The organism is Streptomyces amakusaensis, assembly GCF_039532665.1.
In the GTDB taxonomy this organism is placed as follows: Bacteria; Actinomycetota; Actinomycetes; order Streptomycetales; family Streptomycetaceae; genus Streptomyces; species Streptomyces amakusaensis.
Window position 1 is genome coordinate 16727 of sequence record NZ_BAAASB010000027.1, and the last position, 23267, is coordinate 39993.

The window sequence follows — 23267 nt, forward strand, 5'->3', positions numbered from 1 at the left end:
GCCCGCCATGACCGACCGGAGCGCCCGCCCCACCGTCCATCTGGCCGTCTACGACACCCTCGCCGACTGGGAGACGGGCCACGCCACCGCCCATCTCGCCCAGCACGGCCACCCCGTCCGCACGGTCGGCCTCACCACCGCCCCCGTCACCACCATGGGCGGGCTCCGCGTACAGCCCGATCTGGCCCTCACCGACCTCCGTCCCGAGGACAGCGCGCTGCTGATCCTCCCCGGCGCGAGCGCCTGGGACAGCGGCGACACCCTCGCGCCCTTCGCGTCCGCCGCCCGTGCCTTCCTCGACGCGGGCACGCCCGTCGCCGCCATCTGCGGAGCCACCGCCGGCCTCGCCCGCGAAGGGCTGCTCGACGACCGCGACCACACCGGCGCCGTCTCCTACCACCTCGCCGCCACCGGCTACCGGGGCGGCGGGCGCTACCGCGAGGCCGACGCCGTCACCGACCGGGGCCTGATCACCGCCGGCCCCACCGAGCCCGTCGCCTTCGCCCGCGAGGTCCTCGCCCTCCTCAAGGTGTACGAGGGCGAGCGGCTGGACGCCTGGTACCGGCTCTTCCACGACTCCGATGCGAGCGCCTACGCGGTCCTCGCGGGCGAAGGCGAGGGCGCGTGAGCGCCGGGGAGCGGGCGGGCGGACGGGAGCAGCGGGATCTGCTCTCCCGTACCGCCCTCGGGATCTTCCGGCTCAACGGCCAGTTCCTCGCGGTCTCCGACGAACTGGCCCGCGAGGCCGGGCTGACGGCCTCCTGGTGGCAGGTGCTCGGCGCGGTCCTCCCCGGCCCGCAGCCGGTCGCCGCGATCGCCCGGACCATGGGCATCACCCGCCAGAGCGTCCAGCGGAGCGCCGATCTCCTGGTCGAACACGGCCTCGCCGCGTACGAGCCCAACCCCGCGCACCGCCGCGCCAAGCTGCTGCGCGCCACCGAGGAGGGTCTGGCCGCCGTCCGGCGGCTCGACCCCGGACACGCGGCGCTGGCCGCCCGGCTCGCGGCGGCGCTCGGCCCCGAGGGGTTCGCGGAGACGGTCCGGGTGCTGGATCGGCTCTCCGAAGCGATGGCGGCAATCCAGGAGGGGTGAGAAGCGCACTATCCTCAACTCCCGACCGCAGTAACCGCAGTAGTCGCGACCGGGGGAGCCACGCGGCCATGAACCACCTCACCGCCGACGATCCTCGGCGCATCGGCGAGTACCGCTTACTGTCGCGCCTCGGCGAGGGCGGCATGGGCCGGGTCTACCTCGCCCGCAGCGACCGGGGCCGGACGGTGGCGGTCAAGCTGGTACGCCGGGAGCTGGCCGGCGAGGAGGAGTTCCGCGACCGCTTCCGCCGCGAGGTGCGCGCGGCCCGCCGGGTCGGCGGCGAGTGGACCGCGCCCGTCCTCGACGCCGACACCGAGGCCCCGGTGCCCTGGGTCGCCACCGGCTATGTCGCGGGCCCCGGGCTCGACACCGTGATCGCGCGCGGCCCGCTCCCCGAGCGCTCGGTGCGCGCCCTCGGCTCCGGCCTCGCCCACGCCCTGGGCGAGATCCACGCGGCCGGGCTGATCCACCGCGATCTGAAACCCTCCAACGTCCTCATCACCATCGACGGCCCGCGCGTCATCGACTTCGGCATCGCCCGCGCCCTGGACGGCGGCGAGGGCGGCCCCACCCGCACCGGCTCCGTCGTCGGCTCCCCCGGCTTCATGGCCCCCGAGCAGGTGCGCGGCGAGCGGGTCACCGCCGCCTGCGACGTCTTCTGCCTGGGCTCGGTGCTGGTGTACGCGGCGACCGGACGGCATCCCTTCGGCCCGGTGTCGGCCGGCCGGCACGCGATGATGTACCGGATCGCCGAGGAGGAGCCGGATCTGACCGGCGTACCGGCCGGCCTGGCCGATCTCGTACGCGACTGTCTCCACAAGGAGCCGGGGCGACGCCCCACCCCCGCCCGGATCCTGGAGCGCACGGCGGCCCCGGCCGGTGAGAGCTCCGAGCCCTGGCTGCCGGGCGCGCTCATCGCCCAGCTCGGCCGGCAGGCCGTGTGGCTGCTGGAGGCCGAGGAGCCGCCCCACTCCCGCTCCCGGTCCGAACCCCCGCCCCAGGCACAGGCCCAGGCCCCCAGGGACCGGACCCGCGTTCAGTCCCCGTACCAAACACCCTCCCCCACCCTGGTCTCGGCGACCACCGCCCCGGGCCCCTACCCGCCGCCGGACGCCTGGCTGAACGCCACCCCCGCCCCCTTCAACCAGCCCTCCACCAAGCGCGTCGGCCGCACCGGCACCCTGTTCGGCCTCGCCGCCGTCCTGCTCCTCGCCGCGGGCGGCGCGGCCCTCCACTTCCTCACCGGCCCCGACGAACCACCCGCCGCCGACCCCAAGTCCGCCCGCACGGCCACCACTTCCGCCGCCCCCTCCCCCAGCGCCGCCGCCGCCGAGTCCCCCGCCGCACCCGCCGCCACCGTGCCCGAGGCATACCTCGGCACCTGGCGCGCCGTCTTCGAGACCACCGACGGCGAACACACCCGCACCATGACCCTCACCGAGGGCACAGCCGGCGCACCCGTCATGACCCTCACCGGCAGCGGCCCCTCGTACGAATGCGGCTGGTCCGCCCCCCTCCGGGCCACAGGCCCCCCGCTCGAACTCGGCCCGACCGAGGTCACCTCGGGCGATCCCGCCGAGTGCTCCCCCGGGCAGTGGAGCCGCCTCCGTCTCTCCGGCGACTCGACCATCGTCCGCGAGCTGGTCGGCTCCGCCGGCGCTCCGCTCACCTACGCCAAGACCGACTACTGAGGCCGCGCGGAGCACCCCCGTACCCCCCGCGCGGCGGAGCCGGACCCGCCTCCGGGCCGACGCCGCCGCCCTGACCGGCGCCGCCCTGCCCTCTCGTACCGCCGCCTTCGGCTCGCACCGACCGCGGGGAAAACCACGCCGCGCGGCTGAGCGGAGGAGGGCCGAGCAGGAAGGTGCGGCTACGGTTCACGCATCGGGTACGGAGGAGGAGGACGCATGCGGTCGATCATTCCCGACTATCTGGCCCAGGCCCTCGGAGATGTCGAGTCGGACACGTCCGGCCGGCTGGCGGACTACATCCCCGAGCTCGCGGCAGCCGACCCCGAGCGCCTCGGCGCGGTTTTCGCCACCGTGGACGGCGAGGTCTACGGTGCCGGCGACATCGACACCGAGTTCACGATCCAATCGATCTCCAAGCCGTTCGCGTACGCACTGGCACTGGCCGATCGCGGCTTCGACCCCGTGCTCGCCAAAGTCGGTGTCGAGCCATCGGGAGAGGCCTTCAACCAGATCTCCCTCGAAATCGACACCGGACGCCCTCTCAACCCCATGATCAACGCCGGTGCCATCACCGCCCACTCGCTCGCCGGTTCGGAGGACATGAATCCGTCCGAGCGCGTGGAGCGCGTGGTCCGCGGCCTTTCGGCGTTCGCCGGTCGCCCGCTGGAAATCGACGAGTCGGTATGCGTGTCGGAGATGGAGCACGCGCACCGCAACCTCGCCATCGCCCACATGCTCCGCAGCTACGGCATCCTCACCGAGAACCCCAGGGACGTCGTCGAGGGTTACACCCGCCAGTGCTCCGTCCTCGTCACCGCGCGAGATCTGGCCATGATGGCCGCGACCCTGGCCAATCGCGGCGTCAATCCCCTCTCGGGCGAGCGAGTGATCCACGAACCGGTGGTGCGCCAAGTGCTGAGCGTCATGTCCACCTGCGGCATGTACGACGCCGCCGGCGACTGGGCGACCCAGGTCGGCATCCCGGCGAAGAGCGGCGTGGCCGGCGGCCTGATCGGCGCCCTCCCCGGCCAGATCGGCATCGCCACCTTCTCACCACGACTGGACGCCCACGGGAACAGCGTTCGCGGAGTGTCGCTGTTCGAGCGCTTCTCCTCCGACATGGGCCTCCATGTGATGGAGGTCCCCGCCGCCGCGCGCGCCATCGTGCGGTCCAACCACATCATCGGCGTCGGCGGACCGAATCCGGTCCGGATCCTCCAACTGCAGGGCGGGATCGCCTTCGCCGGAGCCGAGCGAGTCGTCCGCGAAATCATGAACACCGCCCCCGCTGAACCCAGGGTGGTTCTGGACCTCACCATGGTCTATTCGATCGACGACGTGGCACGGCGCATGCTGCTGGAAGTCGTGCGCCGGCTCACGCTGGACGGTCACGAGGTTTATCTCGTCGACCCGGAATCGGTCATGCCCGATCCCGATCCCGGCGACGGCGGCCGAGTCACCGTCGTAAAAGATGTGGAAGAAGTCATGACTTCACCCTCTCCGTCCTGAAGCCGGTGAAGCTCGGCGAAGATCCCGCCCGGCGGCTTGAGGAGCTGGTGGTACCTCCCCACACCGCGCGCACTCGGCTTCACGTAGGCAGTCAACCTGTGACTGCCCACGCACACCAGGAGCGCCCCGGCCGCACTGAGCTGGGGCGCGTCCTCATGTCAGGAGGGGCCCTCTCCTCGGAGTGGGCCCCTTCCTTCGATGCTGTCCCCCGGTCAGCGTTCCTCCCTGAGCTGATATGGCCCTTCGACATGAAGGCGGGCACGAGCATCGCCGTCTCCCGGACGGATGATCCGGCCGTCTGGTGCGGGTACGCGGACGCTGATGTACCCGTGGTCACCCAGTGGGACGACGGAGAGCACACGGGCCGGGACCCCGGGCAGGTCTCCACCTCGTCGGCGTCCATGCCCAGCGTGGTGTTCCGGATGCTCCGCGATCTGGACGTGCGGCCCGGGAACCGGGTGCTGGAGATCGGCACCGGGACCGGGTGGAACGCTGCGCTGCTCGCCCACCGTGTCGGCGCGGAGAACGTCGTCACCGTGGAAGTGGACGGGGCCGTTGCCGAGCGGGCGCGGTCCGCCCTGGAACGGTTCGGGGCCGGAGTGCGGGTGATCCACGGAGACGGATACGAGGGATGTCCCGAGAGTGCTCCGTACGACCGGATCATCGTTACCGCCGGGGTCCGCCACGTCCCCTTCGCTTGGGTGGAGCAGACCCGGCCGGGCGGCCTGATCGTCGCCCCCTGGGGGACCCACTACGGGAACGGGGACTGCGTGGCCCGTCTCGCGGTCGCCGCTGATGGACAGAGCGCTTCCGGGGCCTTCACCGGACCGGTGGAGTTCATGAAGCTCCGGGCACAGCGGCTCCCCCCGGTTGTCCATGGCGACTACGTGACGGGCGGCCCGGGAGACCGGGACACGTCGTCCACCAGCCTTACCGAGAACATGTTCCTGGGGGAGCGGTTCAGCTCCCAGCGGTTCGCTGTCAGTCTCCGGGTGCCGCACTGCCACCACGTCATCGCGGACAAGCGGGACGGTGCGCGGCCGGTGTGGCTGTACGGGCTCACTGATCGCTCATGGGCGTGCGTGATGTTCCGTGACGACGGCGAGGCGCGTGTCTGGCAGTCCGGCCCCCGCCGTCTCTGGAGCGAGGCGGAAGCCGCCCATCGCTGGTGGGAGAACGAGGGCAGGCCGGGGCACGACCGGTTCGGACTCACCGTGACAGCGGAAGGACAAGCCGCCTGGCTGGACACTCCGAACCGGTCCTGGCCCGTCTGAGGCCGAAAGCAGTACCGCCCCGTCCGTGCGCCGCCCCCACGACCGCGCTCACAACAGGGCCGCCGTCCGCCTGGTGTGAGCGGACGACGGCCCTGATCGGCGCGTGGCGGGCGGGGATCAGTCGGGGAGCCGGTCCACGATCCAGGTGCCCAGCTCTTCGGTGATGGCCGTGTGCGTGGTGGTCTCGGACGAGCAGCGGAAGTCGTCCAGCTCGCTCTCCTCCGGGCGCAGGGCGTCGATGTTGGCGTACAGATCGTCCTGCTTCTCGATGTCACGGATGGCGACCGCGCTGACGGAGGGGACGAAGCACACGTCCTCGTACCGCAGATCGATCTTGCCGCCGACGTTCTTCATCGCGTCGGCGAGGATCTTGTAGGTGTGCAGGGTGCCGCCGGGGGCGCCGTCCACCTCCGGGAAGCCGTCGGTGGTGATGGTCTTCTGGGCCTTCGGGAACCTGCGGTTCAGATAGGCGGCCGTCACATCGTCGCCCTGGGCCTGGGCGTAGAAGGTCGTGCCCGGGTAGATCCGTTCGATCCGCAGCGCGACCTCGCCGGGCTTCACCTCCGGGAGACCGACCCCGTCGGCCCGGCCGTTCGCCACACCGATCTTCAGCGGGACCTGCGGCCAGTGGTCGACCTCCGCCAGGGCGGCCAGGAACTCCGTGCGCTCCGGGGCGACGCCGATCTTGCCGGTGTCCTTGTCGTAGTGCTGCCACAGCATCTGCCGCGCCGCCGGGCTGTTCATCTGCTTCGCGAAGTCGTTCGGGAAGGGGATGAAGTGCGAGAACGCCTGCACACCGACCGGGACGGAAGCACCCCGGTGCGGGCTGTCGTACGAGAAGTACAGCGCGGCCCCGTGGTCGATCGCCTGCGACTCCATCTTGGCCAGCGCGTATCGGGTGACGATGCCGCCCATGCTGAAGCCGCCGACCACCAGCCGGGCATCGCCCAACTGCTCCGCCCTGGCCCTCAGAACCGCCCCGATGACCGCGTCGGCGTTCTCCAGGATCGACGCGCTGCGCTCCTCGTAACCCAGGAGGATCACATCCCTGCCGCGCCTGCGCAGCTCGCTGATGAACGGGTACTCGCCGCCCTCCAGCCCCTGGTAGAGCACATCCAGCTTGCTCCGTCCGAGACTGAAGCCGTCAGCCACGATCACGGGCCGGACGACCCCCGGGTTCCTGTCCCCGAGGAAGACCCACGCGAAGCCGTTCGGCAGGGGCCACACCTCATGCTCCGGCACCTCGATCGGCCCGGCGGGTTCAGCGGCCAGCGGACCGCCGAGGGTGAACGAACCGACGTTGGGCTCGGCCGTCTCTGACATACGCGTACTCCTTGCGAGGGGGGCGGCAGGACGACGTCATCCTGGGCATGATCAGGACGCATAACCCCTCTGAGCTGCGGGGTTCACTACTTCGGATGAAACCGGCACAGAGAGGGTTTGGCATGCCGTTTGGCTGAAACACTGTCGCCGAGTGCCGCCTACGCGGTCACGCTTCGAACGCCGGAAGTTCCCGCGCGTCCAACAGCCCACGAACGGTGCCGAGCGCGTTCCTCGGCGCAGCCGTGTGCTGATCGACGATGACCCCGCATCCCACCCAGGTCGCCCCGCACTCCTCGGCCATACTCCTGACCGCCGCAGCCTGGCTCCCCGTCTCGATCCAGTCGTCGATCAACAGCACACGGTCCGCCGGCGTGAGCGCGGATCGTTGGAGGCGCAGTGTGTGACGGAGACGCCGGTAATCGGGGACCGACCGGCGCACCACTTTGTCGCCGGGGAAGAGGCCCTCGCCCTTCCTGACAGGAACGAATCCGACGCCGAGTTCGACCGCTGCGGCACCGCCCAGAAGGAATCCCCGGGACTCGATCCCGCAGACCGCCGTGATCCCCTCGTCCCGGAACGGTTCCACGAGACCGGCGACCACGGCGGCCAGTGCCTCGGCATCGCGGAAGACCGCCCACACATCGGCGTGCCCGCCAACCCATCGGAAGTGCTCCAGAACCAGCTCACGCGCAGTCGTAGGCATGAGCGGGAGTCTTGCGATCGCCGGACAGCACGGCAACTCAATACCGGCTGCTGCGCGGCGGCGGGGACGGAGCGCTCGCGCCCGAGAGGGCGGGAGCGCTCCGCCGGGAAGAGTTACGCGGAGGTCGTCGCGAGCGTCAGGAACGCCTGCCACGAAGCGGCGGGGACGGCGAGGGCGGGGCCCTGCTTGTTCTTGGAGTCGCGGATGGCGATTCCGCTGGTCAGGACCGCGACCTCGACGCAGTTGCCCCCTGTGGCATTGCTGTAGGAGGACTTGAACCAGGAGGACTCATCGGCCACGCCGAGGGCCGTGATGTGCGTATTGATGGCTACTCCCACTGTCGCGCTAGTTGTTGCAGAAATTCGGCTGTACGAGCCGGAGGCAGAGCGCTCTCCCGCATGGCGTCGAAGCGGCGGATGTTCCGCTGCACCTCGCGTCGCTCGTCCGTGACGCTGATGGTGTTCGGCATGTCGACCTGTACGACGGGGGCGAGCACCTCGGAGAAGTCGAGGATCACGAAGTTGCTCTCCGCCCGGTAGGACACGACGTCATGGGGGAGGATCTGGATGGTCACATGATCCAGACGGTTCAGTTCCACGATCTCGTCATGCTGCTCGCGCATGATCTCGGGACCGCCCACCATGCATCGCACGGCGGTCTCATCGAGAATCACGCGCAGCTCCAGCGGGCTGTCGGAGCGCGTGATCAGTTCCTTCCGCTCCATCCGGAGCCGGATGTTCTGCTCGACGTACTCCGAGTTGGTCTCGTCCACCGGCTTGGCGATCGAGTACAGCGCCCGGGTGTAAGCCTCCGTCTGGAGCAGCCCGTAGACGAGGCTCGGCTGGAAGGCCCGCATGGCCCGCGCGTCCTGCTCCAGCCCTCGGTACGTCGGCATCTTCGACGGCATGAAGGCCTTGTAGGGCGTCCAGGGCTCCTTGCTCAGTGACTCCCGGTGGAGTTGGAGCAGGGTCTCCCGGTCCTCCCTGGCCATGCCGATGTCGTAGAGGTCCATGAGGGCTTCGAGGTCCGCCACGCGCGGGAGGTCGTTCTCGCCGATCTCGACACGTGCCAGCTTCGTGAACGAGAAGCCAAGCTCTCCCGTCACATCCTGAAGTGTCAGGCCCTTGCCCTCGCGGAGCTTCCTCAGCTCCTTGCCCAGCTCTCTGCGTCGGAATGTCGCGCCCCGTTTTGCTGCCACCTTGCTGTCCTCTCTCCTCGATGGTCTGCCGGTGCTCGATGTGACCTCTGTGGGGTGCCGACGCATGTCGTCCCCCTGAGTGTCCCACCACCTGTCGGCCCTTGGGCAAGTCGTGCCGCTTCTCGCGCATTTGCCAATTTCGCCCCCTAGGGCCTATGCGCTTGCATATTAACTCGCATATAGATCACCGTAGTTGAGTCAGACTCACATCGGACGGCGATACACAAACCTGGCCCAACCCTCACCCCTGGGCCCGGTCTCGCCCTGTCCGAAACCCGAAAGGAACAGGGCCATGCCCATCACCACCGCCGCTCCGCGCGCAGAGATCGTCACCGGGTTCGACGTCAGCCTGTTGCGGACCGGGAGCGGGGAGGCGATGAGTGCGCAGGACCGGACGTGGCCCGGGTTGATGCGGAGGGCGGGGAGGGCGCATCTGGGGATCTGGGAGTTGGAGGGGTTGGTGGAGAAGGTGGAGCTGTTGGTGTCGGAGCTGGTGACGAATGGGTTTCAGCACGGGCGGGGAGCGACCGTGGAGGTCCGGCTGTGGCGGACGAAGGGGTATGTCTGCATGGAGGTGAGCAGCGGGGGCGGGAAGACGGTGCCGTGTGTGCGGGAGGCGGGGCCGATGGAGGAGAGAGGGCGGGGGCTCTGGCTGGTGGATCTGCTGGCGGACGCGTGGGGGGTGACGCCGGACGGGGCGTGCACGTGGTGCCTGGTCGACGTACCCGCCGCCGCGCCGGCCGAGAGCTGAGAGGGCTTCCGATGGACGAGCACCTCGCGCGCGAGCGCCACGCCTGTGGCGAGAGCGCGACGCTGCCGCTCCAGTTGCTGCTGATCGCGCTGGAGTTCGCGCCCGACGGGCAGAGCCACCCTTTGGAGGTCGCGACCCGGCTGCGCTGCGGGCTGGAGCGGGACCACAGCGGGCCGCACCACGACTTCGTGCGGGAGCTGGACGGGGTCGACCCGGGGGAGGTCTGGGCCCGGTGGAGGAGCGGGCAGGACCCGGGGAGTATCGCGGCGCTGCCGGACTGCGAGGCGGTGAACGGGCTGCCGGCGGGGCGGGACGACGCGTGTGTGCTCTACGCGGGGCATCCGGGCGGGCACAGCTTCAGCTACGCCGATCCGGAGTACACGGAGTACACCGCGAGAGACGATGGGCACGCAGCGTGATCGGGCCGACCCCATAAACTGAGGGAAGTGCCGGGTGAGCCGCCCGGCAGGAGGACGGACGGAGCACCATGGCCCTCTCGATCACCAAGACGCACGGCAGTCTGAATGACATCTTCGTCATCGACGGAGCGCCGACGGACCATTTCGCCGAGGCGGACGTCGCCCGCGCGGTGCGGCTGCTCTGCGACCGTGAGCGGGGGCTCGGCGGGGACGGCGTCTACTTCGTGGCGGACAACGGGGACGGGAGCGCCGAGGCGTACTTCTACAACCCCGACGGCTCGGCCTCGCTGCTCTGCGGCAATGGGATGCGCGGCGCGGGACGGGTGCTGCTCGACCGCCATGAGACGGAGAGCGTGGTGCTGCGGACCGGGCCGCACGCGTTCACCGTACGGGCGGCGGAGACGACCTCGTACGGGGTGCGTCAGGTCTCGGTGGAGCTGCCGCCGGTCGACTTCGCGCCCGGGGAGCCGATCGTGGCGGGCACGGAGGAGCAGGCGTTCGTGGATCTGCCGCTGCCTCCGTACCACCCGTCCCGGCATGTGTCGGCGGTCGCGGTGCCGAACTCGCACCTGATCACGGTGGTGGACGACGGGTACGACGAGGCGGAGCTGATCGAGACGGGCGGCCGGGTCGCGGAGACCCCGGCGACGTTCCCGATCGGGGCGAATGTCTCCTTCGTGCATCCGCTCGCGGACACCGAGGTGTTCATCCGGACCTTCGAGCGCGGCGCGGGGCTCACCCCGTCCTGCGGCTCGGGGATCGCGGCCTCGCGGGCGGTGCTGTCGCGGCTGGGCCGGGTGGCCCCGGAGCAGCCGGTGACCGTGCGGAACCCCGGTGGGGTGGCGCGCAGCTGGATGCTGACCGACGGGGAGCGGTGGCAGCCGGTGCTGGAGGGGAACGCGACGCTGGTGTACGCCACCGAGCTGGAGCCGGAGGCGCTGCTCGGCGAGGGGCCCGTGGTCTTCGAGGCCTCGTACTTCACCGCCGAGAACGAGGCTTTCGCGGCGCAGAACGGTGAGAATCTGCGGGTGCTGAAGGAGTCCGGCATCGAGATGGAGCTGAAGAGCCCCGCCTGAGCGATAAAACGGCGAAGGGCGGGCCGTCGGTCGAAGAGACCGGCGGCCCGCCCCTTTTTTTGTCCGCCCGTTACGGCGTCTTCTTGGTCACCTGGAGGTCGGCGGTGGGCTCCTCGACCCTGCCGCCGGGGGTCCCCGCGGTGCTGTGGTTGTTGCCGGACACCGGGTCCCGGGTCACCGAGTGCACGACGGCCGTGTTGCGGATGTCGCTGCCGTCGCCGGTGTAGTCCGGATCGAGCTTCACCCTGAACACCCAGGTCACGGATGCCCCGGGCGCGAGGGTGGCCTGCGGTCCGCAGTCGACCGCGTCGCCCGACATGCACTCGTCGTCGGAGGCCACGAAGGTCAGCGACGAGGGCAGGGTGTCGGTCACCCTGACCTCCTCGGCCTGCGAGGGTCCGTTGTTGGTGACCGTCACCTGGTAGTCGAAGGACTCACCGGGTGCGATCGGGTCGGTGGTCACCGGCTTCTTGACGATCGCCAGGTCGGCGGAGGGAGCCGCGACCTGTCCGCCGGGCACGGTGGCCGTGTCGGTGTCGTTCTCGCCGGCCGGGTCGATGTTGTCGGCGGTGACGCGGGCGGTGTTCAGCAGATCGCTGCCGTCGCCCTTGTACGCCGGGTCGATCCGGACGGTGAGGGTGTACTCGATGGTCTCGCCGACCCGCAGCGGGGTGGCCCGGCGGCAGGAGACCGCGAGACCGGAGACCGTGCACCCGGCGGGCGAGGACGAGACGTACGTCAGGCCCGGGGGCAGTTCGTCGGAGAGCCGTACGTTGAGCGCGTCGGCCGAGGGTCCGTTGTTGGTGATGGTGATGCGGTAGTCGAAGGTCTGGCCGGGGATCGGCGCGACCGTGCCGACGGCCTGCTTGGTGACCGCGAGGTCCGCGTACGGCTGGTTGACCGCGCTGCCGGGGAGTCCGGCGGGCGGGCTGGTGTTGTTCCCGGGCACGGGGTCGGTGGTGTCCGAGGTCGCGGTCGCGGTGTTGGCGATGTCCGAGCCGTCGCCCCGGTAGTTCGGGTCGAGGCGGACGGTGAAGCGCCAGGTCTTGGAGGCTCCGGGCGCGAGGACCGCCTGCGGGCCGCAGGAGACGTTCTGGCCGGTGGCGGTGCAGCCGTCGGGTGAGGAGACGAAGGCCAGCGGGGTGGGGAGGGTGTCGGCGAGCCGTACGGCCAGGGCCTGCGAGGGGCCGTCGTTGGTGACGACGACGGTGTACTCGAAGGTCTGTCCCGGCGAGATCGGGGTGCTGGTCGTCGGCCGCTTGATGGTCCAGATGTCGGCCTGCGGCTGGGTGACCCCGCCGGGCGGCAGCACGGGCGGCGAGGTGTTGTCGGTCGGGTTGGGGTCGGTGGAGTCCGAGGTGGAGGTGGCGGTGTTGCGCAGATTGGTGCCGTCCCCGGAGTACGCCTCGCTCAGCTTCACCCGGAACACCCAGGACACACTGGCCCCGGGCGGGAGCACGCCGAGCGGACCGCAGGTGACCCGCTGGCCCGCCGCGACACAGGGGTCGGCGGAGGAGACGAAGGTGATCCCGGCGGGCAGATTGTCGGTCGCGGTGACATTGCGGGCGTCCGAGGGGCCGGTGTTCTGGGTGGTGATCCGGTACTCGAAGTCCTCGCCGGGCACGATCGGGCCGCTGCCCAGCGCCTCCTTGATCGTGTTGATGTCGGAGACGGGGTCGAAGGGGCCGACCGGGGAGACCGGGTCGGTCTTGTTGTTGCCGGGGTCCGGGTCGACCGACTCCGAGGTGCCGGTGGCGGTGTTCCCGAGATCGCTTCCATTGCCCTGGTACGAGGGGCTGAGCTGGACCACGAAGGTCCAGGTCTTGACCTCGCCCACGCTCAGCTGGGGCTCAGGACCGCAGGTCACGATCCGTCCGGCGGCGGTGCAGCCGTCGGAGGAGGAGACGAACTCCAGGCCCTCGGGGAGGGTGTCGGTCGCGGTGACGTTGCGCGCCACCGACGGACCGTTGTTCCGGGCGGTCAGGGTGTAGGTGACCAGTCCGCCCGGGGGCACGGCGGCTCGCTCCCCGGGGGCCCTGGCGAGCTGGGTCACCACCTCGGCGGCGGTCGCGGGGGCGACCGGCGGCACCGCGGCCAGCGCCCCGGAGGCTCCCGTTCCGGAGCACAGCGTCACCGCGCAGACCAGGGCGGCCACCGCCGCCCTCGCCCCCGGGAGCCGGCGTTTCATCCATCTCATCTGGCATCGATTCCGTTCATGATCCGGAGCCGTACACGAACTGTGCGGCTCACCGGCCCTTCGAGCGGCCGAGGTCAGCCAGTCGGCTAGTCCGCCCGCTTGGTGAGCACCAGATCAGCGGTGGGCGGGGTCACCCGGCCGCCGGGCGGGCCCGACGTACCGCTGTTGTTGGCGCTGTTGGGGTCCTCGGTGGCCGAGCCGACGGTGGCGGTGTTCCGCAGATTCGAGCCGTCGCCGGAGTAACCGGCGTCCAGCCGTACGCGGAAGGTCCAGCTCACCGAGGCTCCGGGAGCGAGGCCCGCGATCGGGCCGCAGAGCACATTGCGGCCGGTGGCGGTGCAGCCGTCCGAGGAGGAGACGAAGGCCAGCGCCGTCGGCAGCGGATCGCCGATCCGGACCTGACGGGCGGCCGAGGGGCCGTCGTTGGTGACGGTGACCGTGTACTCGAAGGTCTGGCCCGGCGAGACGGGTGCCGTGGTCACCGTCTGTTTGGCCGTCCGCAGATCCGCCCGGGGGACCGTCACCCCGCCGGGCGGCGGGGTGCCCGTCGAGGTGTTGTTGGCGGTGTTGGGGTCGCTGACGTCATGGGTGACGGTCGCGGTGTTCAGCAGATCGGAGCCGTCGCCCGTGTACGTGGGGGCGAGCCGTACCCGGATGGTCCAGGAGATGGACCGGCCCGCGGGCAGGCTGCTGAACACCGGACAGCTGACGTTCTGGCCGGTCGCGGTGCACCCGTTGGGCGAGCCGACAAAGGTGAGCCCGGTGGGGAGGGTGTCGGTGATCCGTACGTTGGTGGTGTCCGAGGGCCCGTTGTTCTGCGCCGTGAGCTGATAGTCGAACTGCTGGCCGGGGGTGACGGGACCGGTGCCGACGCCCGCCTTCAGCGCGGCGACGTCGGCCCGCGCGGTGACGGTGGTGGTCGCCGTCGCCGAGTTGTCGGCGTCGTTGGTGTCGGAGCGGTTGGCCGGGGCGGTGACGGTCGCGGTGTTGCTCAGGGTGGTCGGCTGGGCGGGCGCGGTGCCGGTGATGGTGTACGTCACCGAGCCGTTGCGCAGCAGATCGGCCGTGGTGTTGAGGGTGTTGCCGCTGCCGGAGCTCTGCCGGCAGAGGCTGCCCGCGGTGGCGACGCAGCTCCAGGTCACCCCCGTGAGCCCGGGAACGAGGTCCCTGACGATCGCGCCGACGACGTCGTTGGCGTCACTGTTGGAGACCCTGACGGTGTACGTCACCGGGCCGCCGCCCGCCGGGACGGTGGCGGGGCTGCCGGTCTTGGTGACCGACAGATTCGCCGGAACGTTGATCTTCAGATCGCCGATCTCATGGATGTTGGTCGCGCCGCCGGTGCCGCCGGAGAAGCCGACCTTCAGTGTGGACGGCAGGGCTGGCTGGTTGGCGATGGTGCTGACGTCGTAGTCGGTGATCAGCTGGTTCATCGGCGTACCCGGTCCGGTGTCGGACCAGAGGGAGACCAGCAGCCGGCCGGAGCGGGGCATCACGGTGACCCGGACGGTGCGGTAGTCGCCCCGGCCGCTGGTCTCGACCGTGCCGCCGGGGCCGTTCACGGCGGTGCCGTAGCGGTAGCCGGTGGTCCCGTTGCCGCCGCCGCGCAGCACGATCCGGTTGGGCTGGGAGCCCGGTCCGCCGTTGCCGACCTGACCGGAGGAGAAGTTGCCGAACTCGTCGACGCCGATGCCGAGGAACGCGCCGGGGACGCCCGAGCGGTTGCAGTTGGGCGGACCGCCGCCGCAGGCGTAGCCGAGGCTGCCGCCGGGGGCGCCGGTGCCGTTGGGGGCGGTGCCGTCGGCGAGGAAGAAGGCGAGGCCGTCGCCGCGCCTGCCGTCGAAGGTGGTGCCGCCGTAGGTGGCGTAGGTGAACTCGGCGACGATGCCGAGGCTGGTGGAGAAGGAGTCGTTCATCTCCCAGGCCCCGGCCTGGGAACTGGCCGCGCTGGTCAGCCGGAGCCAGCCGCCGGGCTGGAAGGTGGCGGAGCCCACGGCGGTGCCCAGGCTGCCGACGGCCGAGTCGAAGGGCTCGTGGACGGGGAAGTTCAGCGCGCGCGGCTGCTGTCGCTGCTGGTGGGCGGCGCGGGTGGCGCGGTCCTCGTCGAGCGCGGTGGCGTACTGGGGCAGCAGACAGAGCAGCATCCCGCACACCGTGGCCAGGGCGAGCCGCCGGCGGACGCCGGCGGCCCCGGTGCGGGCCGATCCCCGGGTGAATCTCATTCCGCAGAGCCTCTTCTCGAAACGGTGGGCGGGCGGCCGGGCGGGTTCAGCGCCGGGTGCTGCGGCGGGCGAGGACCACGAGGGCGCCGCCGGCGGCCAGCGTCAGACCGGCGGACCAGGGGAGCCAGCGGGGCAGCTCACGGCCGGTGTTCGGCAGCTGGGGACGGCCGCCGGGGTGGGGGTGGCCCGGCCCGGTGGGGTCCGTCGGGCGAGGCGGGTGGGTCGGCCGGGAGCCGTGCTGGAGATACAGCGGTCCGCCGTCGGGGGCGGTGGTGCCGGACGCGTTCCGGTTGTTGCCCGGGACCGGGTCGGTGGTGGTGGAGGTGACCGACGCGATGTTGTCGATCTCGGTGCGGTGGCCGCCGTGCCCGCCACCGCCATCGTGCCCGCCACCGCCGCCGTGGCCACCACCGCCGCCGTGCCCGCCGTCGTGGCCGCCGCCGGACCGGGGCGCGTTCTCCCGTACCCGTACGACGATCTCGTACGTCACCGACTCGCCGGACGGGAGCCGGTCGAGCAGCGGGCAGCTCACGGTCCGCGCCGAGGCCCCGGACGGCGCGCAGCCGCCGGGCGAGGAGACGAACCGCAGCTCCTCGGGGAGCGGGTCGGTGACCTGGACGTTCCGGGCGGTGGCCGGGCCCTTGTTGTGGACCGTGAGGCGGTACGTGAAGGTCTCGCCGGGGCTGACCGAGTTCCGCCCCTCGGGGAGCAGTGCGGTCTTGCGGAGGGAGAGGTCGGCCTTGCCCGCGCCGGGCGGCACATGGATGCCGGTGGTCGACGCGGTGTTGTTGGCGGGGTAGGGGTCGGCGGTCTGGGAGTCGACGGCGACGATGTTGGTGATGTCGGAGCCGTCGCCGGTGTAGCCGTCCACGAGGGCGACGGTGATCAGCCAGGTGTGGGTGGCGCCGACGGCGAGCGAGGGCAGCGGGCCGCAGGTGATGGTCCGGCCCTGGGCGGTGCAGCCGTCCGGGGAGGAGACGAAGGTCAGCTGGGGCGGGAGTTCATCGGTGATCACGACGTTCACGGCCTGGGAGGGGCCGTGGTTGAGGGCCGTGATCCGGTAGTCGAAGACCCCGTCGGCGTTGACGGGCCGCTCGGCGCGGGCCGCCCCGGAGGCGGCTGCGGGCGGCTCCACGGGCCTGGTGACGGGGGTGGGGGCGGCGGGGCCGACCTCGGTGTGGAGCGCGAGGTCGGCGCGCTCGCCGGGGGCGGCCTTGCCGTCAGGGGTGGGGGTGGGACCGGGAGTGGTCCCCACGGGCGGCTGCGCGGGGGGCTGTACGGGCCTCAGGGCCGGCGTCGGGAGGGCCGGCGGGGAGCCGCCGTCCGACGGAGACGCCGAGGCCGAGGCCGGGACACCGGCGCCCGGGGTGGCCGAGGCGCTCGCGCCCGGGGCCGAGATCAGCGCGCCCGCCGCCAGCACACAACAGGCGGCGATGACTCCACCGGCCCTGCGCGCTGCCGTCGCGGACCGTCCGTGGACGCTTCTCATGCGGGATGCCCTCCGTGCTCACCGGTCGATGATTCACCGAGACCACCACTCCCCGCCTCCGCGCCTTTTATCTGATAACCACTCAGAATTCCTCATAATGCACTAGCGACCGTGTACCGGTTGAACCCGGGCATGCCAGAGGGGCGGGCCCACGGCGTCTCCGCCGTGCGCCCGCCCCTCAGGGGCTCACGCCCTCAGACCGTCTCCCACACCGGGAGCCAGACGTCATTGGTCTCGCCGTCGGCGCTACAGGTGTACTGGATCAGGTTCCGGCCCTGGCCGGCACCGCCCTCGACGTTCAGGCACTTGCCGCTGGACTTGACCACCAGCTGGTAGCCGACGCCCTTGGGGACGAGCTTCCACTGCTCGTTGTCGTCGGTGCCGCAGGGCCACTGGATGATCCGGGCCCCGTCGTCGTTCGAGGCCCCCCAGACGTTCAGGCACTTGCCGCTGTGCTCCGCCTTGAAGCGGTAGTAGCCGCTGCCGGTGGCCTCCGGCTCCCAGCGCTGGTTCTCCTGGCCGTTGAGGGCCCACTGGACGACCTCGGCCCCGTCATCGCCCGAAGCCCCCGCGACATCCGCGACCTGCCCCGGGTCACTGGCCAGCCGGAGCGTCACCAGCTCCGCCGACACGGCCCGCTTCGCCGGACTCGCCGCCCCAGGACTCGCCGCCGCCGGACCGAGCAGACCGAGGGTCATCGCCGCGCCCGCCATCAGCGCCACCGCGCCCGCCGCCAGAGACCGTCGAGAATGTGTCGTCATGAACTCTCCCTCGCTCCACGCCATTTCCCGTGAGGGGATGGCGACTCTCCGTGTTGGCCGGTATGCATTGCCAGCCGTCCGGGCCCGCATGCGCCGATCCCGGCGAATGCTCCATTGGAGTGAGTGAGGGGTTCGCGTTGACAGAGAAGCGCCCGGGCGGAAAGACCGCCCGGGCGCTTCCGGAGTACGACCTAGAGGAAGGAGTTGATCTCGATCGTCTCGGTACGGCCGGGGCCGACGCCGATCGCCGAGATCGGCGCGCCGGACATCTCCTCCAGCGCCTTCACATAGGCCTGCGCGTTCTTCGGCAGGTCGTCGAAGGTCTTCGCCTTGGTGATGTCCTCGGACCAGCCGGGCAGCTTCTCGTAGATCGGCTTCGCGTGGTGGAAGTCCGTCTGCGAGTAGGGCAGCTCCTCGACGCGCTTGCCGTCGATCTCGTACGCGACGCAGACCGGGATCTCCTCCCAGCCGGTGAGCACGTCCAGCTTGGTGAGGAAGAAGTCCGTCAGACCGTTGACCCGGGTCGCGTAGCGCGCGATCGGGGCGTCGAACCAGCCGCAGCGGCGGTCACGGCCGGTGGTCACACCGCGCTCGCCGCCGATACGGCGCAGCGCCTCGCCGTCCTCGTCGAACAGCTCGGTCGGGAACGGACCCGCGCCGACCCGGGTGGTGTAGGCCTTGAGGATGCCGATGACCCGGGAGATCTTCGTCGGGCCCACGCCCGCGCCCGTGCACGCGCCGCCGGCGGTCGGGTTCGAGGAGGTGACGAAGGGGTACGTGCCGTGGTCCACGTCGAGCAGGGTGCCCTGGCCGCCCTCGAAGAGGACGACCTTGCCCTCGTCGATGGCGTCGTTGAGGATCAGCGTGGTGTCCGCGACATACGGCTTGATCCGGTCCGCGTACTGGAGCATCTCCTCGACGATCCGGCCGGACTCGATCGCCCGTCGGTTGAAGACCTTCGCGAGGAGCTGGTTCTTCTGCTCCAGGGCGGCGTCGACCTTCTGGACCAGGATCGACTCGTCGTACAGGTCCTGGACCCGGATGCCGACGCGGTTGATCTTGTCGGCGTAGGTCGGGCCGATGCCCCGGCCCGTGGTGCCGATCTTCCGCGTCCCGAGGAACCGTTCCGTCACCTTGTCGAGGGTGACGTTGTACGGCGTGATCAGATGAGCGTTTCCGCTGATCAGAAGCTTGGACGTGTCAATTCCGCGGTCGTTCAGCCCGCTCAGCTCGGAGAGCAGGACGGCCGGGTCGACCACAACTCCATTGCCGATGACCGGGGTGCACCCCGGGGAGAGGATTCCGGAAGGGAGCAGATGAAGCGCGTATTTCTGGTCGCCGACGACGACCGTGTGGCCGGCGTTGTTGCCGCCCTGGTATCGCACCACATAATCCACTGATCCACCGAGGAGGTCGGTGGCCTTTCCCTTGCCCTCGTCACCCCACTGAGCACCGAGCAGCACAAGTGCGGGCACAGGCGTACACCCCTTCCGGGCGGGGCATGTCCAAGGTCAGGGGGCGTGAGCCGTGCCTGAGTCCGCGGACCGGTTGCCCCGGAATAGACGAAGCCCCTGGCGCAATAGCGCAAGGGGCTCTTGCACAAAGATGCTACCCGAGGAAGGACCGAGGTGTCGGCTCACGACCAGCTGCTGGTGGTCATCGACCCGGTCGCCCGCCGAAGTGACGGCGAGTCCGTTCGGATCGCGAAGGATGTTCTGTGCGGCGGGTCGGAGGCGAAAATCTGTCTTCCGGAGGGGCCCGAGGAGTTCGCGCGGGCGCTGGCGCGCCGGGGTTCGCGGCGGCCGGTGGTGATCGGGGACGACCGGGCGCTGCTGCGCGCGGTGTCCCTTCTGTACCGGGATCGCTGGCTCGGCGACGGGGCCCTGTCGCTGATTCCGGTGGGTCCGGCGGTGGAGCTGGCGCACTCCCTGGGGGTCCCGCAGGGGCCGGTGGCCGCCGCGCGGGCGGTGCTGGACGGGGTGGTCCGGCGGCTGGATCTGCTGGTCGACGAGAGCGACGGGGTGGTGGTGGGGGATCTGACGATCCCCGCCTCGCCCGTTCCGGCGGGGGCGGGGACGGTCTGGGGGGCCTGCCGCCATCTGGCCCGGTCGCTGGTCCGGCCGGCCCCGGTCCCGGCGGCCCGGATCCACCGCCAGCGGCTGCGGGTGGAGGCGGACGGGCTGGTCCTGGCCGATCTGAACCGCGAGGTGGAGGGGGTGACGGTCCGCACCGCCGGGGGCCGGGCCGAGGTCGTCATCCAGCCGGGCGGGTCCAGGGAGCCGCTCACCGCCAAGGCCCTGACCGTGACCGTCTCCGGCCCCGACTTCCGCTACCGCGCCGACACCCAGGTCACCGGCCCCGTCCGCACCCGCACCTGGACCCTCCGCCCGGGCGCCTGGGGCCTCACCCTGCCCTACCAGCCGCCCCCGTGACCGGGCCGGGGCCCGCACCGCACCCCGGACCGGGCCGGACGGCTACACCCCGCCGAAAGTGCGGCGGCGGTGGTCGCGCCAGCGGTCCAGCAGCAGGGGCAGTTCGCGCTGGAGGAACTCGAAGAACTCCAGGGTCTCGGCGAGCCTGCGCCCGCCCGCCGAGTCCGGGCCGAGGCTCGCCACGCCCTCGCGCATGGTGTCCTCCCACTTCTTGATGATCTGGTCGCGGTGGGCCAGCGCCTCGTACCACTGGTTGCTGTGCACCCGGTAGCGCTCGCGGCGGGAGCCGGGCTCCCGCTCGCGGGAGACCATGCCGACGTGGGCGAGATAGCGGACCGCGCCGGAGACCGCCGCCGGGCTGACCTTGAGCTGCTCGCCCAGCTCGGCCGAGTTCATCGCCCCGGAGTCCGAGGCGAGCAGCGCCGCGAAGATCCGCGCGGGCATCCGGGCCATCCCGGCCTCCGCCAGCTGCCCGGCGAACCTCTCCACAAAGGCGGAGACCAGCTCCGGGTCCTGCTTCCGGCCCTGCCCGGCGGCGTCCTGTTCCGTCGTCATGCCCGTGATCCTCTCCCGGCCCGCTCCCCCACCCAACTTTATACGTTTCTTTAACTTCACAAATTTGTGAAACAAGCGTAGTTTCCAGATATGACGAAGGCCATCACGGTCGGCGGACTGCACAAGTCGTTCGGCCGGACGCACGCCCTCACCGGGCTCGATCTCACCGTCGGGACCGGCGAGGTCCACGGTTTCCTCGGCCCCAACGGGGCCGGCAAGTCCACCGCCGTCCGGGTGCTGCTCGGGCTGCTGCGCGCCGACGCGGGAGACGTCCGGCTGCTCGGCGGGGACCCCTGGCGCGACGCGGTCGCGCTGCACCGCCGGATCGCGTACGTCCCCGGCGATGTGACCCTGTGGCGCAACCTCTCCGGGGGCGAGGTCATCGACCTCTACGGCAGACTGCGCGGCGGGCTCGACCCCGGCCGCCGCGCCGAGCTGATCGAGCGCTTCGAACTCGACCCCACCAAGAAGGGGCGCGCCTACTCCAAGGGCAACCGCCAGAAGGTCGCCCTGGTCGCCGCCTTCGCCTCCGACGCGGAACTCCTCGTCCTCGACGAGCCGACCTCCGGACTCGACCCGCTGATGGAGGGCGTCTTCCAGAGCTGTGTGGCCCAGCAGCGCGACCGGGGCCGGACCGTGCTGCTCTCCTCCCACCTCCTGAGCGAGGTGGAGGCCCTCTGCGACCGGGTCAGCATCATCCGCGCCGGCCGGACCGTGGAGACCGGCTCCCTCGCCGAGCTGCGCCATCTCACCCGTACCAGCGTCACCGCCGAACTCGCCGGACCGCCCAACGGCCTCGCCCGCCTCCCCGGGGTGCACGGCCTCGACGTCCGGGGCCACCGGGTGAGGCTCCAGGTCGACACCGACAAGTTCGACGCGGTGCTGCGCGCGCTCACCGCCTCCGGGGTGCGGTCGCTGATCAGCACCCCGCCGACGCTGGAGGAGCTGTTCCTGCGCCACTACACGGACGAGGCGGGGGCACGATGACCACCGGCAGCCGCGCCCTGGCCGGCACCGGGACCCTCCTCGGGCTCGCGCTCCGCCGCGACCGGGCCATGCTCCCGCTGTGGGCCGGGCTGCTCTCGCTGACCGTCGTCAGCGGCGCGGGCACCGTCGGCTCGCTCTACGCCACCGCCGCCGAGCGCGCGGACCTCGTGCGCTCGCTGGCCGTCAACGGCTCGCTGCGCGCCATGCTCGGCCCCGCCTTCGGCGACTCCCTCGGCGCGCTCGTCAGCTGGCGCTTCGGCGTCTTCGCCGCACTGGCGGCCGGCGCGCTGAGCCTGATCGTCGTGGTGCGGCACACCCGGGAGGAAGAGGAGAGCGGCCGGCAGGAGATGCTCTCCTCCGCGATGGTGGGACGGCGCGCGCCGCTGACCGCCGCCCTGCTCACCGCGCTCATCGCCAACACCGCGCTCGCCCTGGCCATCACCGCCGGGCTCGCCCGGCCGACCGGCTCCGCCACCGGGGCCCTCGCCCTGGGCCTGGCCGTCGGGCTGACGGGCATGGTCTTCGCCGGGCTCGCGGCGATCACGGCCCAGCTCACCGAGAGCGCCCGCGCGGCGAAGGGCCTGGCCGCAGCCGCGCTCGGCCTCGCCTACGCGCTCCGCGCGGCGGGCGACTCGGCCGCCGCCGACGGCTCCGCCGCGCCGACCCGGCTCTCTCCGCTGGGCTGGGCGGAGCAGATCCGCCCGTACGCCGGTGAGCGCTGGGAGTTCGCCGCCCTGCTCGCGCTCGTGGCGCTGGCGCAGATCGCGGTGGCGTACGCGCTGACCGGGCGGCGCGACATCGGCACGAGCTTCCTGCCGTCGCGGCCCGGACCGGCCGCCGGACGGATCGCGGGCCCCACCGGGCTCGCCTGGCGGCTCCAGCGGGGCGCGCTGCTCGGCTGGACGGCCGCCTTCCTCGCCGCCGGGATCGCCTTCGGCTCGCTGGCCTCGGGCGTGGCCGCTCTGGTCGGCGAGAACGAGAGCACCCGGGGCATCTTCGAGCGGATGGGCGGGCAGACCGGTCTCACCGATGCCTTCCTCGCCTCGATCACCGGTCTGTTCGGCCTGGTCGCCGCCGTCTACGCGACCTCGTCGGTGCTCCGGGCGCACGGCGAGGAGACCGGCGGACGCGCCGAACCGGTCCTCGCGGGCCCGGTCGGCCGCACCCACTGGGCGGCGGGCCATCTCGCCCTCGCCCTCGGCGGCTCGGCCCTGATCCTCACCGCCGCCGGACTCGGCATGGCCGTCGGCCACGGCACCGCCCCCGGCCCCCTCCTGGGCGCGGCCCTGTCCCAGCTCCCGGCCGTCTGGCTGCTGGGCGGGCTCGCCATGGCGCTGTACGGGGTGCTCCCCCGGGCCGTCGTGGCCGCCTGGGCCGCCGTCGGCCTCACCCTGGCCGTCGGCTGGATCGGCCCGGCGCTGCGGCTGCCGGACGCCCTGCTGGAGCTGTCCCCGTTCGGGCTGCTCCCCAAGCTGCCGGGGAACCCGATGGAGTGGCGGCCCGCCCTGGTCCTCACGGCCCTCGCCGCCGCCCTGGTCGCCGTCGGCCTGGCCGGGCTGCGCCGCAGGGACCTGCGGAGCTGACCCCG

21 protein-coding genes are annotated in these 23267 nt (G+C 71.6%); 11 read left to right on the forward strand and 10 right to left on the reverse strand.

Going from position 1 to position 23267, the window contains the following annotated elements:
- Nucleotides 1-7 precede the first annotated feature (7 nt).
- The 5 genes from ABD371_RS32220 (at nt 8) to ABD371_RS32240 (ending at nt 5566) form a co-directional block, all read left to right on the forward strand.
- Nucleotides 8-628 (forward strand): DJ-1/PfpI family protein, encoded by a 621-nt coding sequence (locus ABD371_RS32220; RefSeq protein ID WP_344485019.1) that lies wholly within the window; start codon nt 8-10, stop codon nt 626-628.
- Nucleotides 625-1092: a MarR family winged helix-turn-helix transcriptional regulator gene (locus tag ABD371_RS32225; RefSeq protein WP_344485022.1), complete on the forward strand. Its 468-nt coding sequence runs from the start codon at nt 625-627 to the stop codon at nt 1090-1092. Before ABD371_RS32220 ends, ABD371_RS32225 begins: the two co-directional genes overlap by 4 nt.
- Before the next feature lie 68 nt (nt 1093-1160).
- Nucleotides 1161-2783, forward strand: coding sequence for a serine/threonine-protein kinase (locus tag ABD371_RS32230; protein ID WP_344485025.1), 1623 nt, complete (start codon nt 1161-1163; stop codon nt 2781-2783).
- Between the two features lie 216 nt (nt 2784-2999).
- Nucleotides 3000-4292 carry a glutaminase gene (locus ABD371_RS32235; protein WP_344485028.1) on the forward strand — a complete coding sequence of 431 codons (1293 nt, stop codon included), beginning with the start codon at nt 3000-3002 and terminating at the stop codon, nt 4290-4292.
- A gap of 155 nt (nt 4293-4447) precedes the next feature.
- The gene (locus tag ABD371_RS32240) at nt 4448-5566 is read left to right on the forward strand and encodes a methyltransferase domain-containing protein (protein ID WP_344485191.1); all 1119 of its coding nucleotides are present in this window, start codon (nt 4448-4450) and stop codon (nt 5564-5566) included.
- 117 nt (nt 5567-5683) lie between these two features.
- Here the strand turns inward: ABD371_RS32240 and ABD371_RS32245 are convergent, their stop codons facing one another.
- The 4 genes from ABD371_RS32245 to ABD371_RS32260 form a co-directional block, all read right to left on the reverse strand.
- Nucleotides 5684-6889 carry an esterase/lipase family protein gene (locus tag ABD371_RS32245; protein ID WP_344485031.1) on the reverse strand — a complete coding sequence of 402 codons (1206 nt, stop codon included), beginning with the start codon at nt 6887-6889 and terminating at the stop codon, nt 5684-5686.
- A gap of 166 nt (nt 6890-7055) precedes the next feature.
- The gene (locus ABD371_RS32250; protein ID WP_344485034.1) at nt 7056-7592 is read right to left on the reverse strand and encodes a phosphoribosyltransferase family protein; all 537 of its coding nucleotides are present in this window, start codon (nt 7590-7592) and stop codon (nt 7056-7058) included.
- Between the two features lie 113 nt (nt 7593-7705).
- The gene (locus ABD371_RS32255; protein WP_344485037.1) at nt 7706-7891 is read right to left on the reverse strand and encodes a DUF397 domain-containing protein; all 186 of its coding nucleotides are present in this window, start codon (nt 7889-7891) and stop codon (nt 7706-7708) included.
- A 29-nt stretch (nt 7892-7920) separates the two neighbouring features.
- A complete protein-coding gene (locus tag ABD371_RS32260; protein ID WP_344485040.1) occupies nt 7921-8790 on the reverse strand; it encodes a helix-turn-helix domain-containing protein in 870 nt (289 codons plus the stop codon).
- Between the two features lie 292 nt (nt 8791-9082).
- Between ABD371_RS32260 and ABD371_RS32265 the strand changes: the two genes are divergently transcribed.
- From ABD371_RS32265 to dapF, 3 genes are all read left to right on the forward strand, one after another.
- A complete protein-coding gene (locus ABD371_RS32265; protein WP_344485043.1) occupies nt 9083-9541 on the forward strand; it encodes an ATP-binding protein in 459 nt (152 codons plus the stop codon).
- Between the two features lie 11 nt (nt 9542-9552).
- Nucleotides 9553-9960 carry a hypothetical protein gene (locus tag ABD371_RS32270; RefSeq protein ID WP_344485046.1) on the forward strand — a complete coding sequence of 136 codons (408 nt, stop codon included), beginning with the start codon at nt 9553-9555 and terminating at the stop codon, nt 9958-9960.
- 68 nt (nt 9961-10028) lie between these two features.
- A complete protein-coding gene (gene dapF / locus ABD371_RS32275; RefSeq protein ID WP_344485049.1) occupies nt 10029-11036 on the forward strand; it encodes a diaminopimelate epimerase in 1008 nt (335 codons plus the stop codon).
- A 70-nt stretch (nt 11037-11106) separates the two neighbouring features.
- Here the strand turns inward: dapF and ABD371_RS32280 are convergent, their stop codons facing one another.
- The 5 genes from ABD371_RS32280 to ABD371_RS32300 form a co-directional block, all read right to left on the reverse strand.
- Nucleotides 11107-13233 (reverse strand): COG1361 S-layer family protein, encoded by a 2127-nt coding sequence (locus ABD371_RS32280; protein ID WP_344485052.1) that lies wholly within the window; start codon nt 13231-13233, stop codon nt 11107-11109.
- An 86-nt stretch (nt 13234-13319) separates the two neighbouring features.
- Nucleotides 13320-15455 carry a hypothetical protein gene (locus ABD371_RS32285; RefSeq protein ID WP_344485055.1) on the reverse strand — a complete coding sequence of 712 codons (2136 nt, stop codon included), beginning with the start codon at nt 15453-15455 and terminating at the stop codon, nt 13320-13322.
- Nucleotides 15456-15501: 46 nt separating this feature from the next.
- Nucleotides 15502-16710: a DUF11 domain-containing protein gene (locus tag ABD371_RS32290; RefSeq protein ID WP_344485058.1), complete on the reverse strand. Its 1209-nt coding sequence runs from the start codon at nt 16708-16710 to the stop codon at nt 15502-15504.
- Nucleotides 16711-17138: 428 nt separating this feature from the next.
- Entirely contained in the window at nt 17139-17705 is a 567-nt protein-coding gene (locus ABD371_RS32295) for an RICIN domain-containing protein (RefSeq protein WP_344485061.1), read from the reverse strand.
- Nucleotides 17706-17896: 191 nt separating this feature from the next.
- On the reverse strand, nt 17897-19180 hold the full coding sequence (locus ABD371_RS32300) for an adenylosuccinate synthase (protein ID WP_344485064.1): 1284 nt from the start codon (nt 19178-19180) through the stop codon (nt 17897-17899).
- A gap of 153 nt (nt 19181-19333) precedes the next feature.
- On the opposite strand from ABD371_RS32300, the gene ABD371_RS32305 reads away from it, so the two are divergent.
- Entirely contained in the window at nt 19334-20137 is an 804-nt protein-coding gene (locus ABD371_RS32305) for a diacylglycerol kinase family protein (protein WP_344485067.1), read from the forward strand.
- Nucleotides 20138-20179: 42 nt separating this feature from the next.
- On the opposite strand, the gene ABD371_RS32310 is transcribed toward ABD371_RS32305, so the two are convergent.
- Nucleotides 20180-20692, reverse strand: a complete 513-nt coding sequence (locus tag ABD371_RS32310; RefSeq protein WP_344485070.1) for a GbsR/MarR family transcriptional regulator — start codon at nt 20690-20692, stop codon at nt 20180-20182.
- Between the two features lie 90 nt (nt 20693-20782).
- On the opposite strand from ABD371_RS32310, the gene ABD371_RS32315 reads away from it, so the two are divergent.
- Both ABD371_RS32315 and ABD371_RS32320 read left to right on the forward strand, forming a co-directional pair.
- Entirely contained in the window at nt 20783-21679 is an 897-nt protein-coding gene (locus tag ABD371_RS32315; protein WP_344485073.1) for an ABC transporter ATP-binding protein, read from the forward strand.
- The gene (locus ABD371_RS32320; RefSeq protein WP_344485076.1) at nt 21676-23262 is read left to right on the forward strand and encodes an ABC transporter permease; all 1587 of its coding nucleotides are present in this window, start codon (nt 21676-21678) and stop codon (nt 23260-23262) included. Before ABD371_RS32315 ends, ABD371_RS32320 begins: the two co-directional genes overlap by 4 nt.
- Nucleotides 23263-23267: the final 5 nt, after the last annotated feature.

Bases quoted from the DNA above. Each gene is read 5' to 3' on its own strand.
- ABD371_RS32280 (WP_344485052.1), bottom strand. From the start codon at position 13,233: ATGAGATGGATGAAACGCCGGCTCCCGGGGGCGAGGGCGGCGGTGGCC.
- ABD371_RS32220 (WP_344485019.1), top strand. From the start codon at position 8: ATGACCGACCGGAGCGCCCGCCCCACCGTCCATCTGGCCGTCTACGAC.
- ABD371_RS32240 (WP_344485191.1), top strand. From the start codon at position 4,448: ATGTCAGGAGGGGCCCTCTCCTCGGAGTGGGCCCCTTCCTTCGATGCT.
- ABD371_RS32265 (WP_344485043.1), top strand. From the start codon at position 9,083: ATGCCCATCACCACCGCCGCTCCGCGCGCAGAGATCGTCACCGGGTTC.
- ABD371_RS32285 (WP_344485055.1), bottom strand. From the start codon at position 15,455: ATGAGATTCACCCGGGGATCGGCCCGCACCGGGGCCGCCGGCGTCCGC.
- ABD371_RS32320 (WP_344485076.1), top strand. From the start codon at position 21,676: ATGACCACCGGCAGCCGCGCCCTGGCCGGCACCGGGACCCTCCTCGGG.
- ABD371_RS32310 (WP_344485070.1), bottom strand. From the start codon at position 20,692: ATGACGACGGAACAGGACGCCGCCGGGCAGGGCCGGAAGCAGGACCCG.
- ABD371_RS32270 (WP_344485046.1), top strand. From the start codon at position 9,553: ATGGACGAGCACCTCGCGCGCGAGCGCCACGCCTGTGGCGAGAGCGCG.
- ABD371_RS32235 (WP_344485028.1), top strand. From the start codon at position 3,000: ATGCGGTCGATCATTCCCGACTATCTGGCCCAGGCCCTCGGAGATGTC.
- ABD371_RS32245 (WP_344485031.1), bottom strand. From the start codon at position 6,889: ATGTCAGAGACGGCCGAGCCCAACGTCGGTTCGTTCACCCTCGGCGGT.
- dapF (WP_344485049.1), top strand. From the start codon at position 10,029: ATGGCCCTCTCGATCACCAAGACGCACGGCAGTCTGAATGACATCTTC.
- ABD371_RS32230 (WP_344485025.1), top strand. From the start codon at position 1,161: ATGAACCACCTCACCGCCGACGATCCTCGGCGCATCGGCGAGTACCGC.
- ABD371_RS32315 (WP_344485073.1), top strand. From the start codon at position 20,783: ATGACGAAGGCCATCACGGTCGGCGGACTGCACAAGTCGTTCGGCCGG.
- ABD371_RS32250 (WP_344485034.1), bottom strand. From the start codon at position 7,592: ATGCCTACGACTGCGCGTGAGCTGGTTCTGGAGCACTTCCGATGGGTT.
- ABD371_RS32295 (WP_344485061.1), bottom strand. From the start codon at position 17,705: ATGACGACACATTCTCGACGGTCTCTGGCGGCGGGCGCGGTGGCGCTG.